General features: G+C 35.5%; 13 protein-coding genes. 7 read left to right on the top strand and 6 right to left on the bottom strand.

Annotated elements, in window-relative coordinates:
• Positions 1-40: 40 nt before the first annotated feature.
• The 3 genes from ggt to H7355_RS09645 all read right to left on the bottom strand — a co-directional run bounded on the left by ggt (position 41) and on the right by H7355_RS09645 (position 3,435).
• Entirely contained in the window at positions 41-1,798 is a 1,758-nt protein-coding gene (gene ggt, locus H7355_RS09655) for a gamma-glutamyltransferase (RefSeq protein WP_186646928.1), read from the bottom strand.
• 99 nt (positions 1,799-1,897) lie between these two features.
• The gene (locus H7355_RS09650; protein ID WP_186646926.1) at positions 1,898-2,581 is read right to left on the bottom strand and encodes a hypothetical protein; all 684 of its coding nucleotides are present in this window, start codon (positions 2,579-2,581) and stop codon (positions 1,898-1,900) included.
• Positions 2,582-2,589: 8 nt separating this feature from the next.
• Positions 2,590-3,435, bottom strand: a complete 846-nt coding sequence (locus H7355_RS09645; protein ID WP_130609970.1) for a flagellin N-terminal helical domain-containing protein — start codon at positions 3,433-3,435, stop codon at positions 2,590-2,592.
• A 221-nt stretch (positions 3,436-3,656) separates the two neighbouring features.
• On the opposite strand from H7355_RS09645, the gene H7355_RS09640 reads away from it, so the two are divergent.
• From H7355_RS09640 to rlmD, 3 genes are all read left to right on the top strand, one after another.
• Positions 3,657-4,445 carry an ImmA/IrrE family metallo-endopeptidase gene (locus H7355_RS09640; RefSeq protein ID WP_186646924.1) on the top strand — a complete coding sequence of 263 codons (789 nt, stop codon included), beginning with the start codon at positions 3,657-3,659 and terminating at the stop codon, positions 4,443-4,445.
• A 55-nt stretch (positions 4,446-4,500) separates the two neighbouring features.
• Entirely contained in the window at positions 4,501-5,451 is a 951-nt protein-coding gene (locus H7355_RS09635) for a hypothetical protein (protein WP_186646922.1), read from the top strand.
• Between the two features lie 131 nt (positions 5,452-5,582).
• On the top strand, positions 5,583-7,010 hold the full coding sequence (gene rlmD / locus H7355_RS09630; RefSeq protein ID WP_186646920.1) for a 23S rRNA (uracil(1939)-C(5))-methyltransferase RlmD: 1,428 nt from the start codon (positions 5,583-5,585) through the stop codon (positions 7,008-7,010).
• A 3-nt stretch (positions 7,011-7,013) separates the two neighbouring features.
• Here the strand turns inward: rlmD and H7355_RS09625 are convergent, their stop codons facing one another.
• The 3 genes from H7355_RS09625 to H7355_RS09615 are packed head-to-tail and all read right to left on the bottom strand — an operon-like array spanning position 7,014 to position 10,061.
• On the bottom strand, positions 7,014-7,865 hold the full coding sequence (locus H7355_RS09625; RefSeq protein WP_186646918.1) for a ParA family protein: 852 nt from the start codon (positions 7,863-7,865) through the stop codon (positions 7,014-7,016).
• Positions 7,866-7,874: 9 nt separating this feature from the next.
• Positions 7,875-8,996: a lysophospholipid acyltransferase family protein gene (locus tag H7355_RS09620; RefSeq protein WP_186646916.1), complete on the bottom strand. Its 1,122-nt coding sequence runs from the start codon at positions 8,994-8,996 to the stop codon at positions 7,875-7,877.
• Between the two features lie 15 nt (positions 8,997-9,011).
• Complete coding sequence (locus H7355_RS09615) at positions 9,012-10,061, bottom strand: NAD-dependent epimerase/dehydratase family protein (protein WP_186646914.1); 1,050 nt, start codon at positions 10,059-10,061, stop codon at positions 9,012-9,014.
• A gap of 94 nt (positions 10,062-10,155) precedes the next feature.
• Here H7355_RS09615 and H7355_RS09610 point away from each other — a divergent pair, with 94 nt between their 5' ends.
• The 4 genes from H7355_RS09610 to H7355_RS09595 all read left to right on the top strand — a co-directional run bounded on the left by H7355_RS09610 (position 10,156) and on the right by H7355_RS09595 (position 13,525).
• Positions 10,156-11,349 carry a tRNA-dihydrouridine synthase family protein gene (locus H7355_RS09610; RefSeq protein WP_186646912.1) on the top strand — a complete coding sequence of 398 codons (1,194 nt, stop codon included), beginning with the start codon at positions 10,156-10,158 and terminating at the stop codon, positions 11,347-11,349.
• Positions 11,333-11,566 (top strand): hypothetical protein, encoded by a 234-nt coding sequence (locus tag H7355_RS09605; RefSeq protein WP_186646910.1) that lies wholly within the window; start codon positions 11,333-11,335, stop codon positions 11,564-11,566. Before H7355_RS09610 ends, H7355_RS09605 begins: the two co-directional genes overlap by 17 nt.
• Positions 11,567-11,726: 160 nt before the next feature.
• A complete protein-coding gene (locus H7355_RS09600) occupies positions 11,727-12,350 on the top strand; it encodes an HNH endonuclease (protein WP_186646908.1) in 624 nt (207 codons plus the stop codon).
• Positions 12,351-12,676: 326 nt separating this feature from the next.
• Positions 12,677-13,525, top strand: coding sequence for an alpha/beta fold hydrolase (locus H7355_RS09595; RefSeq protein WP_186646906.1), 849 nt, complete (start codon positions 12,677-12,679; stop codon positions 13,523-13,525).
• Positions 13,526-13,622: the final 97 nt, after the last annotated feature.

The following is a 13,622-nucleotide window of genomic DNA, read 5'->3' as shown; positions in this document are numbered from 1 at the left end:
AAGCATGAGTATATTTATAAGTAAGTTTAGTCTAAATAAATCACCATACACCCACAGCTGCATCACCTTCAGAACGTGGGTCACTGCTACCTAAAAAGTGATTCTCAGAATCTCTCTGTACAGTTTGTAAGGAACCATAGGGTCTGATTTTCTCAACTTCATGCCCCATCTTTTTTAATGACTCGATTGTTTCAAAAGCGATACCGTCTTCATAAAAGAACTTATCTGGCCAAAGTTGTCTGTGAAAGCGTGGGTAAGCGGCAAGAGTTGATATATTTTTATTATAATCGATAAATCCAGTAATCATAAGTAAAGTTTGGGTGATAATACGGCTTCCTCCAGGTGCTCCCGTCGCAAGAACAGCTTCTTTTTTATCATTTAATAAAATTGTTGGAGTCATAGAGCTTAAGGGTCTTTTTTGCGGTTCAATAGAATTTTTTGGACCTTGAACCAAACCAAAAGAATTTGCTGCCCCTACTTTTGCAGTAAAGTCATCCATTTCATTATTTAATAGAATACCAGTTCCTTTCACAGTTTTACCATTTCCATAATATAGATTTAACGTATATGTGTTCGATACCATATTTCCAAATTTATCTACAATTGAATAATGGGTAGTGTTTCCCTCCTGATTGCTTTCACGACGGATCCCTTCTTTTTGGACAGTTTCAGAAGGGGTGTGTTTTTTTAAATTCATGCTCTGAAATATTTGTTTCGCATATTTTTTTGAAGTGAGATGTTCAATTGGATTTTTAACAAAATCTGGATCGCCTAAAGAATTGTTTCGATCATAATAAGCATAATTCATAGCTTCACTTATAATATGAAAGTATTCTGCACTGCGAAATGGAATTTTTTTAAAATCAACATTTTCTAAAATATTTAAAATCTCGATTAAGGTAACACCACCTGAACTGGGTGGAGGAACTGATAAAACTTTAAATCCGTTGTATGTACCTTCAATCGGTGACGTTTCTATAGCTTTGTATTGCTCAAGGTCTTTTAAGGTCATTATTCCTTTATGAGCTTGAATATCATCAATTATTTTCTTCGCTATTTTACCCTTATAAAAAGCATCTGTTCCAAACAAGGCTATTTCTTCAAGAGTATTTGCTAAATCCTTTTGATATAAAATGTCCCCCGGTTTATATGGTTCTTTGTCTTTATTAAAAAATATTTTAGTTGACTCTTCACTTTTTTGTAAATGTTTTTTATTTTCAGCAAGAGATTTAGAAAGAGCGTGAGTGACCAAAATTCCATTACGTGCTAATTGTATAGCGGGAGCCATAACTTTTTTTAAGGGCATTGTACCGTATTTTTGTAAGGCTGAATTGAGTCCATAAACTGTTCCAGGGACACCAGCGCCATTATAACTAGCTGTTATTTCTTCTTCATCTACTTTACCATCTTTATCTAGGAACATGTTTTTGTGAGCTGCGAGAGGAGCTTTTTCTCTATAGTTTATTACAATTGCTTTCTTTTCTTTATTAAGCCAAATAAGCATGAATCCGCCACCACCAATATTTCCTGCTTTTGGTAAAGTGACCGCGAGGGCATAGCCAACCGCAACGGCGGCATCGACTGCGTTTCCTCCTTGCTTTAATATTTGTGCGCCTATTTCAGATGCAATTTTCTCTTGTGAGGCAACCATCCCTTTTTCAGAATATTCTGGTTGGAATATTTGATAGGATTCTTCTATTGGAAAATTATTTGCAATACTTTTATTTTGAAAAGATAAAAGAGAAAAGATCAGAACAAGGGACGTATTTGCTGTTTTTTTAATGTATTTTTTGCGCATAATTATTTGTTACCTTGATAATTGAAAACGAAAAATCAGTAAAATTGAATACTATTTTACCTGATTTTATAAATTAATCAATTTAGGTATTATAAAAACTTAAAACATGAAGGGGTCATCTTTACCACTGTCTTCTATGAGTTTTGCATTTTCGCCATAGACAGTTTTGCGGACAATATTTCTTTCATCTGTCGTAGTGAATTTATTTTCGAGCACAGACCAAAATTTATTAGCCAAATCATCAGAAAGCTTTTGTTGTGTAATTGAGTCAGAACAATTGGTAAATTCTTCAAAACACTTTATTATATTTTCTAAACTTTGCCTGACGCTGTCTTGAAATTGAAGCGCCATTATAACAGGTGCTATCATATTTGCGAGCTCTTTGTCCGACTCCGAGAGTTTTTCAAGTTGCTTTGACAAACCACTCGTTTTTGCCCCAATCTCTTTGTAACGGTCACTCTCTCCTAGTTTTTTTGCTGCATCTAAATCACCGGCTGAAGCACTTTCAAATATTTTATCTGCAATTGAATTGGCTTCTGCTGCCATTTTTTCAACTTCTTCATGTTCTTGAGTGCCTTCTTGATACATGCTTGTGATCAAACCTTTTACGGTTTGCGCTTGATCTGAAGAAAGACTGGAAACATGTTCCATTTTATTACCTATTTCGAGAGCTGCTTTTTCTGTTTTGACAACCACGTTTTTTAAAATCGTGTCCGTTATTTTTATTAGGTCCTTTGCGATCGATACAAAATTTTCATGAGACAGTTGAAGTTTATTTGTCATATGTTACCTTATCTTCCTTCAAGGAGTGTGAGAGCCATGCGGCTTGTTTGGTTTGCTTGTTGAAGGACACTGGTACCGGATTGAAGTAAGATTGAGTTTCGCGTTAATTCAGAGCTTTCTTCTGCTATATCGACATCTTTAATGCGGCTGTTGGCAGCGCTTATATTTTCTACTGTTGTTGCAATATTGTTAATTGTAGAACCGAGTCTGTTTTGGAGTGCTCCCAAATCGGCTCGGATAGCACTTACGTAATCAATAGCTGATTCGATCGCAGTAAGAGAATGTTGAGCACCTTGTTTTGTGTCGAGTGCCAACTCTGAAACACCGAGTCTATTTGTTTTAACATCAGCCTTAAATGAATTGTATTCAAGGCGGTCGACGCCTAAAATGTTGTCGCCCCCTGTGTTGATTTGAATTTCAAGGATACCACCCGTACCATCGAGTAACTGAGTTCCATTAAATTCAGTCGCATATGCAATTCTATCAATTTCATCCTTGAGTGCTTGATATTCGATATCAAGATAGACGCGTTCTTTAGGACCAATTGTATCAGATGCGGCTTGCACTCCGAGCTCACGCATACGAATGAGCATATTTTGAACTTCATTCATACCGCCTTCTGCGGTTTGAATAAGGCTGATACCGTCATTTGCATTTCGTTGAGCTTGTTGGAGTCCTCTAATTTTTGAGCGTAATTTTTCACTGATTGCAAGGCCAGCGGCATCATCGGCGGCTTTGTTAATTCTAAAGCCCGAGGCTAATCTTTCCAGACTCTGATCCAGCATTTTACGCGTGTTGCGCATATGTCTCTGGTTCGTAATTGAGGTGACGTTGGTCATTATCCGATAGCCCATAGCCTTCTCCACTTCTTATATATGCAATAGGAATAGGTTCTCTTTTTTTACGCTATCAAAAAATGCTTAATTTGTAAGCGTTTGGTGTCAATTCTGTGGTAGGTATATAACTCCATACAAATTCTATGATTTATTAGGAAAGTCCTATTTTCGTGCTATAATTCATGAAGGTTTCTTCATTCAACTCTTAAATTTTGTTTTTTTCAAAAAGGACACGTGTAATGATCAATGTCGAAAATAATCGTTTTCCGCATAGTGCAGAGTTATTTAGGTTTTGCAAAGAAGTTCTTACAATACGGAAAAGTTCGCCTGAAAAAGTAACTGATCAAGATGTAGGTGCATTGCTTGGCTTTGATCCTGCAGATTGTACACACTGGAAATATGGGCGTAAGAATATAAAATCCATTCAAAATATCAATCAATTGGCTCATGCGCTCGAAGTTGATCCACGAAATTTGATCGATATTTCTCTCGGAAAAAACGTTTTATACGACGCTCTTATCGAATATCAGGGATATGGTGAATTTATATGCACAGATGTAGAGCGAAACATACTTATGCAAGAAGCAAATCGAATTATTGAACTTGCAAATATTAAATCAGTTCCTGTACTCTTACCGGAGTTGTCTCAAATTTTACCTGATGTAGAATTAAAAGCACAAGAAGGGCAAAAAGAAGTCGTACTTTCTCGTTACGAAAATGGAAAGTGTTATATAACATGGCAAAAAGGGGATCGATTTGGTACTGCCTTGCGTTTTCTATTAATGCGTGAGTTTGCTTTGGTCATGCTCAACTCTGAAACATTAAAATCGAAACTTCCGCAAGATAAAAATCCAATTTTTGCAAACGCTCTTTCTCTTTTCTTGCTTATGCCGTCGCATTTGTTACAAATTGCTTGTAGTCAATGTGATCCTGCTCGTGACACGATTGAGCAGCTAATGGATCTTTTTTGGATGAGCCGCACACTTGTGAACATTCGGCTTAAAGATTTTCTGATATACAGAAACTAACGGCTCTTTGATTGGTTTTCAGAGCTGTGTTTCTACTCAACTCTTGGAAACAGATATGGATATATTTGCAATTGTCTCACTTGTATTTTCTGGCGTTGTTCTTTTATTATGCGCTTGGCTTGTTTTATCAAAACAAAAAGTCTCACTTAAAGTTATTGAACTAAATAATAAGCTAGTGGCATTGGAAGCGCGTGATCTTACGCATGTTATACCTAAAGTTATAGCAAATGTAGAGAAGAAAATAACACCCCCTAAAGTTCAAGTGAATGAACACACTTCAAATCATACTTCTGAATTGCTTGATTTACGTAAAGAAGTTTCAAAATTAAAAGATGAAAACAAAAAGGCAAAAGAAGAGTTACGGAATAAAGAAAAGGAATTAAGAGGACAGGCAGAGTCAACAGTTAATAAACTTTACAGTTTAACTGAAGAAAATGCAAAACTTATTGAACAAATGCGTTTTTTAGATCAACAACTTAAATCAGCGCTTGATTTAAATAAAAATAAAGTGTCCCTGCAAGAGTATGAAAATAAAATAGCTGAAATAAATGGATTAAAAGATGAAAATTCTAAGCTGAAACAAAAAAATATAGAACTTGAAAAGAGCCTAAAACACAGCACTCATAAACTCTCCACTCTAGTTGAAAAATTGAAAAATATTGAAATCGAACTGCAAAAGTGGCAGGAAGCAGCAACGACTTCTGATGGAAAAGCACTCGATCCCGCATCTTTTTTAAGATGGCACGATCGGGCTGTCACAGGGAGAAAGATGTATCGTCTTATGCGGCAAATGCGTGAGCTTTCCGATACGAAAGTCTCCACATATCAAGAAGGCGTTGTTGTTTTGTCAAAATGGATTTTGGCGCAAAAGAACTTGACCCCTCCCGCTCTTTCTGAAAATGAAATACAAGCGGATAGATTTTTAGCAGAGGCTTGGAATGCAATTTTAAACACTGAGCCAAAGGCAAATAGCTCTTCGGGCGCAAACAGCTCAGCTATGAATTGATTTCTTGAAATGTATAAAAATTAGCTCACATATCTTCTTATTTTTGTTGTTTAATATAAGTATTTTGATTATAAATTTTCGTTTTTTGGTGTGTGTTTTTTGAAAACTTTAATATTGGTGATATTTTCTTTATGAAAGACTTAAGTAAAATAGGTTTTAGCAGTCGTTCCTCTTCAACCAGACCTGACAAGCGTGGCGGCTTTTCCGATAAAACCTATAGACGTGAGAGAGAGCCAAGATCCGCGCGAGACAATCGCTCTGATCGAGGAAGTGATCGCAACTCTGATATTCAACCTGTTCGACTTATTACAACAAAATCAGGTGTCTCTGAGAGAGTTATGCACGAAGAACAGTGTCGGGTGCTTGAAAAGTGCGGCTCATGTCCCTCTCTTGATATTTCATATAAAAGCCAATTGATGCAAAAAACAGCAGATCTTAAGTCTCGAGTTCAAAAAGCAGGCACTGATTTTTCCAACATCGTTATCAAAGATTGTGTAGAATCAGAAGATCGCCTTGGTTATAGACACAATGTAAAACTCGTGGTTTCCGAAAGAATGAGTTTTGGTGGTCGCTCTTCGCAAAAAGAAGGGAATAAGCGATGGATAGACCTCGGTTTTTATAGGCAATCTCTAAATGAAGTGGTTGATATTGGTCGTTGCCCTATTCAATCAAACACAATGAATGACATCATGGGTTGGTTGCGCACAGGGATTCGCCTCCACAATGTAAGTGTATATACACTTAAGAATAAGACGGGGCTTTTACAAAATGTTGTTATCAGAACATCAAGACACACACGCCAAGCCATTTTAATATTTATCGTAACAAAAGCAGATTTAGCTACTTTGCGTCCATTAGCAAGAGATATTGCAGAAAAATATATGAATGTTCAAGGCATATATATGCAAGTGGTCGCACCTGGCCGAAGTGCACAAAATGAAGATGAAAAACAAAATGATAATTTAACACTTATCGTAGGACAAGATTTACTTGAAGAAAAATTCGGTAATTTTGTATTTAAGTTTTCTGCTGCGAGTTATATGTCCATAAATCCTATGATTACTAATAGGATTTATTCACGTATTGAAGAATTACTTGAGTTAACAGGTAAAGAAACAGTCGTCGATCTCTATTCCGGTGCTGGTGGAATTTCATTGACACTCGCTCAATCCGCTCGGGAAGTTATAGGAATTGATCATTCCGCATCTTCTATAAAAGATGCTTTGAGAAATGCAAAAATTAATGAAGTTAAAAATGTTGATTTTTATGAAGGTAAAGTCGATGAAGTTTTGCAGAAGTTAAATTCCGAAAAACGATTGCAAAAAGCAGAAGCAGTTATTTTAAACCCAGCCCGTTCAGGCTGTGAAGGAAAAACAATTGAGCAAATTGTTGCACTGGAACCTAAAACTGTTGTTTATTTATCTACATTTTTTGATATTCTTTTTAGAGATTTAAAATCCTTTAAAAAAGCAGGTTATGAACCCACAATTTTTGAACCATTTGATACAGCTCCTGGTACTAACAATTATGAAGTTCTCTGCTATTTAACTAAAAAATAAAAATCAATCTAATCTCATTGATGAATTATTATCTTTAGAAGTAGATTTTTCATTTGTATCATTTCTGATATTTTTCATTTGTGAGATATTTTCTATCGAAAAAAACAGAGATTGAATTGCTTGACTCACTGCATGCTCAGGATGGCCAATTACAATCGGTTTTATTTCAGAATGCGACTCTCTTATTTTTACACTTGATGGGATATAGGGTTCCAATATTTGGAATCCTATTTTTTGTAGATCTTGAATAATACCTAATGAATGTTTAGTACCTTTTTGAAATTGATTGACTACAATGCCTAAAACTCTCAGGTTAGGATTGTGATCTTGTCTGACTTCTTCAATGGTATTTTTTATTTCTGTTGCTGCACGAATGCTAAAGGCATCACAATCTATTGGAATAATTATTTCAGTAGCAGCAATTAAACAAGCAAGACTAAAAAAATCGTTTGCAGGAGGGGGATCAAGATAAACCTGTTCATAGGTGTTATTTTTGAGGCCTTCACGTAATTTCATTATTTTATGTTTATTTTCCAGTTTAGTTCTTAAATCTTCCAGTTCACGATTGCATGCAACAAGATGCAAATTTGGTATTTTTGTATTCAACGTAATATACTCAAATATAGATTGTCTAAATATATTTAAATGTAAACAACTTTCATAATAATCTGCCAATGTATTATCTGGATATTTTTCGTTACCTAAAATATAGGAACTTGCATTTCCTTGTGGATCGGAATCGATTAAGAGTGTTCTTTTGCCAGATTTTGCAGCACACGCTGCTAAGTTAACAGCAAGTGTTGTTTTACCAACTCCACCTTTTTGATTGTAAATCACCCTTATAATCTGTGTCATTTTATCCCCTTAATCAAACCAAATGCTCCGTCTATTTTTTAATTTATCGACAATGGTGTCTTGTATTTGTTCTTTTACCATTCTACTCATTTTATAAACTAAAACACGATCTTTTTCGGCTCCAGGTCCGAAATTCGTAAAATCGATTGCGGGAAGAATATGTATGCTCCATTTGCTGGGGAGCGGAATGGCTCCTAAAGGGCCAAGCCAAGGAAAAGTCCAAGTGATAGGTGTGTAAGGAAGACCAAGCATTTTAGATATAGCTGTTTCTTTAGCAATCATTGGATGAATTTCTTCTGGCCCAATAAATGCAATTGGTATAAGGGGAGATCGTGTGCGCAAACATAGGCGGATGAAACCACCTCTACCAAAGCGTGCTAAATGATATTTATCGCGATATAATTTCCCAAGCCCTTTTACCCCTTCAGGGAAAACAACCACAGGGTGATTGTTTTCAAGCAGTTGTTGAGCATTTTCTTGGCTGGCTCTCACTCCGCCAAAGCGATTCATAAGTGAGCCTAAAAATGGAAAATGAAATAAGAAATCTTCAACCATGAAGCGAAGATCTCTATGCATATGATGTTCGCGTTGTATAGCAATTTTAAGCATTGTGGCATCGTAAGGAAGGCCACCCGAGTGGTTTCCTACGAGGAGAGCTGGTCCATCGGAAGGAATATTTGAAATTCCATAGGTTTCCACACGCCAGTATTTAATGTAAAAGAAATTCAGTAAAGGACTTACAAATTTGTCGAAAATAGGATCATAACCAAAGGGATCAACTTCTTCACTGCGCAATCTTAAGGAAAAATCATGGTATTTTCTGCGTAAATTAAATGGATTTAAACCTGTAAAAAATTCATCAGCAGCAGGTTCTAGTGGATTGCTTTCATTTGTAGTGAATGTTTTTTCGATTTCTTGACGGAATTCCTGCATTTTACCAATAACACTTTGCAGCTCTTCTTTTGTAGCAAATTTTTCTTGGTTGTCAGAAAATTTATTTTGCAAATCCTTTTCGATTCTATTAAATTGCTCTATAAGCATTCTTCTAATATTAAAAACTTGATTCGAAAAATGAGTTAACGTGTCATTATTTAAATTATTTTTTTCTTTTCGAACTGCATTGGTATTCATATGCTTGTTACCTTTTTAGTAAATTCTTTGAAAACCCTGTGATGTTGCATATTCTTCATCTTCTCCCAAAGTAGAAGAAGGAACAGAAAAACCTATTTGTCTCAAACGGTTTGCTTCAATCATGGACTTTAATGCCTGTCGACTCGAATATTTAGCTACAAAGCCCAATTCTTTTTCTGCTTTCTTACTATCAGCAACACACAAAAATTGAAAAAAAGGCACGATTTCAGACGGTAATTCCCAAATTCTCGAAGAATAACCAGCGGAAAAGAATGTTTTACAAACTGCTGAAAAAAAAGGCACTGGAATTTTGCCGGACATATGTATACCTGTACTAAGAGGGAGAACTCCTCTTCCTACAATATTGAACACACCTCTTATGTTATTCGTTAAGGCTAAAATTTGCGCCCGCACGGCATCATCTTCATGGATAAATTGGACAAGAGGATCATAACCAAGCACTTTTGGAACAATTCCAGTCATAAAATAACGCGCACGTATATTTGTCGAATTTGGTCCCAATATTGGAGCAAAACGTAAAATAGAAACTGCACAGTTTGGATAGTTAATGGTAAAATCTTCCAACTGTTTTTCAACATCAACGCGGGTTTTTACAAAGGAAGGCCCCTGCATTTTTAATTCATAATTTTCATGAATAAAATTTGGATTTTTAGGATGAGCGCCATAAACAAACGTAGCACTGTGGACAACGAGTTTCTGAATTTGTGCTTCAGCAACCGCATTTAATATATGAAAGGTTCCAATGGATTCTACTTCGTGATGATAACTTTTTTTTCGTGTAGGACCAGAGAAGAGCGCACCATGAATAAAAGCTGTTACATTATTCTGTAATAACGTAGAGGCAATTTCTGCGCTTGCTTCGTCTTTTGTGAGATCCACACGATGAAAAATGAATTTACTCGATGCAATTGAAGGGGAATGGATATCAAAAATATGAACTTCTTTAACTGTTGAAAGTTCTGCTAGACGTTTTAGAACCAGAGTTGTTAAAAAACTCGATGCACCTGTTAAGCCGATCCGCTCGTGTATTTGTATATTTTCCATACCTTGTCAGCCTATTTCTCTTTCTTGTTGAAGCTTAGAGTTTTTTCACCTATACCACGCTTTGTTTGTAAAAGAGATCTCAAAGAGGAATGCTGTGCCATCGACACCAAATAAAAATATTATAAACAACAATTCCATAGGTTTGGCACCAATGGAAGGTGTGACCTGCCTAGCCACTCGTCTTTGGTTTTCACAAACATCTCACCCGGATTTTGCCATGACACCTTTTTTACGTGTCACTCGAGACTACCCTTGGAAACGAGTCGCTTCAACGTATGCAGCAGAAATTTTTGACCTAAAAAAATGTTTCAACTATTCGCTCATTCCTCAGCTGATGGGCACTGCTCCAGAAGATTTAGAGCGAATTGCAGCCCCTCTGCTAAGCGCTACTTCTTTTGTTGATATCAATTGTGGATGTCCTTCACCAAAAGTTGTTGGCAGCCATGCTGGAAGTGGATTATTGGAAAAGACTGAAGTTTTTTATAATTTTATTCATGGGTTAGAAAATAAGTTTGGCGTTCAAAAATTCAGTATAAAAATGAGATCAGGCTTTACTTCAGATGATGAATTTCCAGAATTGCTAAGAATAGTAGCTGAGGCAAAATTAGCTCAATTGACTTTACATGCACGGACTCGAAAAGATCGTTACACAGGGAAGGCTCGTTGGAGCTTAATTGATTATGCTGCAAAAAATTCAGATTTTCCCGTGGTAGGTTCTGGGGATATCACTGATTTTGCAAGTTTTAATCAGCTACGAGCTCAAGCACCTCTGGTAAAAAAGTTTATTGTTGGCCGGGGAGCTTTGCGTAACCCGTGGATATTTATGGAGTTACGTGAAGGATGTGCGATTTCAATTTCAAGTCATGCTCTTTTAAAATCACTGGCTTGTTTTGCTCTTTTGCAAGAAATGTTAGCTTGTAACAGTCATAAATTGATAAATTTAATTGAACGAGGTGATTTTATATCAACATGTGGTACAAATGAAGAGCATTGGGAAAATTTGTATCGCAAATTATCGCAAGCTAACTTTGATGATTATATTTCAATAGAAAAACTTCATGTTGAAAGAGCAAGTTTTGCGAGAGTGAAAATGATTTGGAATTCTCTAAGAAGCTCTTTACCAGAAAAGTTTATGGAACCCACATTGCTCAGAACGTCGTGTTTTTCTGATTTCTCTTGTATTTTTATGGGTTTGTGTGGGAATAATAATATCCTTTTGCCTCTTGAATACAAAGAACAGTTTGATTGGATCTACTCCGGAGCAAAAAATAATGAACGAGATAAGTAATAAAGATACAAATAAACTTAATAAGCATGAAATAGTCGGCAAAAATATCCATCAAGACGATGCAATAAATTTATGGAACCAATATCAAAAGCAGTTAAACAAGAAAAAAATTGGATCTGCAATATTTATATCTATCGTTCTTTTTATCGTTCTTTTATTAGTATTTATTGGACTTTATATTGTTTTGTCGACACATGCACCTCTGAGCGGTTCGTAATTTTGACCTCATACACTATTGATTTATTAATTCTCTACCGATAAGATTATTGTAAGTTTAGAGTCATATAAAAATATATGTTTTCATCATTTTATATATCATTAAAATGATCAGAAAGTGGCGAGTCTGATTGTTTTTTTCAATATAATCAGGATGGTTTATGGGCAGTTTTGAAAGAAAAGTGCTTGTTCTTGATGCGCGTTATGAACCCGTGAAAGTCGTCACAATGGAAGCTGGATTTGTTCTTTTGTATGCGGGCAGAGTGTCAGTCATTCTAGAATCCGATCGGGTTCTTCACGGTGTTTCTCGGACATGGAAAGTTCCTTGGATTGTGCGTCTTGAGGGATGCCGACCTCGTACAAAAAGATTAAATGGTCCTCGTTTTTCAAGACAAAATATTTATTTACGAGATGGATTTCGTTGTCAATATTGCAATTGGAGCGGACCATGCTCAAATTTAACTCTCGATCATCTTATTCCATCGGCAAAGGGTGGAAAAACGACTTGGGAGAATATCGTAACTGCTTGCAAGACATGTAATATGAAAAAAGGTGCAAAAACAATTGAAGAACTTGGTATTCGTTTGCAGAGACCTCCTTCAAGACCACATTTGCATCCGACTGCACTTTTCCCATTGCGATATGGATTAACTACAAAAAACTCACCTGTTGTTTGGGTGCCTTATCTTGATTTGTCCGTTGCAGATCGAGCATTTGCAGTGGGCTTTGATTCATCTCCTGTTTTTATTCCTGCATTTCAGCACGGTATGGGTATTCAATTTTGAATATTTTACTTTAAGTCTCTCTTGCATATATGGACATTATTTCTTATATAAGCAAAAATTAAATTAATTTTCATTAATTTTATTACTGAGTATGATTAACTTAGATTTTATTTAAATTAGTATTTTACGCCAACACGACAGGTTTTCAATTCAACCATTCACCGTTTGCTCCTGTGGGTTCTCTAGCTTGCCCTGAAGAACGAGGCTTTTAATACCTATGGATATAAATAAATCTTAAATTTTTGTTTTTTAATTTTTAAATATTTGCTTCTTCTATTTTTTTTAATTATAAAATAATGTACCAAATATTTATTTGGAGAAAAAACATGCATTTATTTCAAGATTGTTTTACCGAAGTCAATGGATATAAAACACGTTATTGGTCGGTAGGTGAAGGATCTTCTGTCATTTTATTACTCCACGGTTTTGCTTTGTCAGTTGAATTTTGGAGTGAAAATATCTTAGAATTTTCCAAGACTCATAGAGTTATTGCACTTGATTTACTTGGATTTGGTTTAACAGATAAACCAAAGACAAAACCACAATTAGATGAACACCCTCAATTTGTTTTTGATTTTTTGCAAAAGTTACATATCAAAAAAGTTAAAGTCGTTGGGCATTCTATGGGCGGACTTATTTCAATTAAACTTGCACAAATGCATCCAGAAATGGTTGAAAGTTTAGTTCTTGTTGGAAGTGCAGGATTCAAAAGAGAAATTCCTATACATTTCTCAATTTTATCTCTACCTTTTGTGGGTGAAATATTGGTTAAACCTAATAAAAGAGGCATAGCAAGTGCATTACGTAAAAATACATATGATAAAAATATTATAAAAAAAGACAAAATTGATCTGTTGTATAATATGTCACTTCATCCGCAAATGGGTAAAACTTTATTATGGATAAATAGAAGTGCTATAAATATTTTTGGTTTTAAAAATAAAATAATAAAAACCATTAAGAAAGAAATTCATAAATTACACATGCCCGTTTTAATCATATGGGGTAGAGAAGACTCCATAATTTATGTGAGTCATGCCCATGCGGGACAAGAGCTTATAAAGCATGCTCAAGTTGTTATTTTTGAAAACTGCGGGCATTTACCGCAGATCGAGTATCCAAAAAAATTCAACGACCTCGTTATTAATTTTTTTTCGCAGGAAAACACTCTTTAACTCAATGATATTTAAGAGATGTTAGCATCTGCCATAGACTTTCCACTATTTTAAAAGTTGACAAGACGTGTATAAAAGGATTCTATGACCACTTGTT

The sequence above is a fragment of the Fluviispira vulneris genome (assembly GCF_014281055.1).
GTDB lineage: Bacteria > Bdellovibrionota_B > Oligoflexia > Silvanigrellales > Silvanigrellaceae > Silvanigrella > Silvanigrella vulneris.
Note: the sequence above shows the minus strand (reverse complement) of the source record. Positions and strands in the feature narration are given on the sequence as shown.

Coding starts and splice junctions, on each gene's coding strand:
- ggt (WP_186646928.1), bottom strand. CDS start 1,798: ATGCGCAAAAAATACATTAAAAAAACAGCAAATACGTCCCTTGTTCTG.
- H7355_RS09650 (WP_186646926.1), bottom strand. CDS start 2,581: ATGACAAATAAACTTCAACTGTCTCATGAAAATTTTGTATCGATCGCA.
- H7355_RS09645 (WP_130609970.1), bottom strand. CDS start 3,435: ATGGGCTATCGGATAATGACCAACGTCACCTCAATTACGAACCAGAGA.
- H7355_RS09640 (WP_186646924.1), top strand. CDS start 3,657: ATGATCAATGTCGAAAATAATCGTTTTCCGCATAGTGCAGAGTTATTT.
- H7355_RS09635 (WP_186646922.1), top strand. CDS start 4,501: ATGGATATATTTGCAATTGTCTCACTTGTATTTTCTGGCGTTGTTCTT.
- rlmD (WP_186646920.1), top strand. CDS start 5,583: ATGAAAGACTTAAGTAAAATAGGTTTTAGCAGTCGTTCCTCTTCAACC.
- H7355_RS09625 (WP_186646918.1), bottom strand. CDS start 7,865: ATGACACAGATTATAAGGGTGATTTACAATCAAAAAGGTGGAGTTGGT.
- H7355_RS09620 (WP_186646916.1), bottom strand. CDS start 8,996: ATGAATACCAATGCAGTTCGAAAAGAAAAAAATAATTTAAATAATGAC.
- H7355_RS09615 (WP_186646914.1), bottom strand. CDS start 10,061: ATGGAAAATATACAAATACACGAGCGGATCGGCTTAACAGGTGCATCG.
- H7355_RS09605 (WP_186646910.1), top strand. CDS start 11,333: ATGAACGAGATAAGTAATAAAGATACAAATAAACTTAATAAGCATGAA.
- H7355_RS09600 (WP_186646908.1), top strand. CDS start 11,727: ATGGGCAGTTTTGAAAGAAAAGTGCTTGTTCTTGATGCGCGTTATGAA.
- H7355_RS09595 (WP_186646906.1), top strand. CDS start 12,677: ATGCATTTATTTCAAGATTGTTTTACCGAAGTCAATGGATATAAAACA.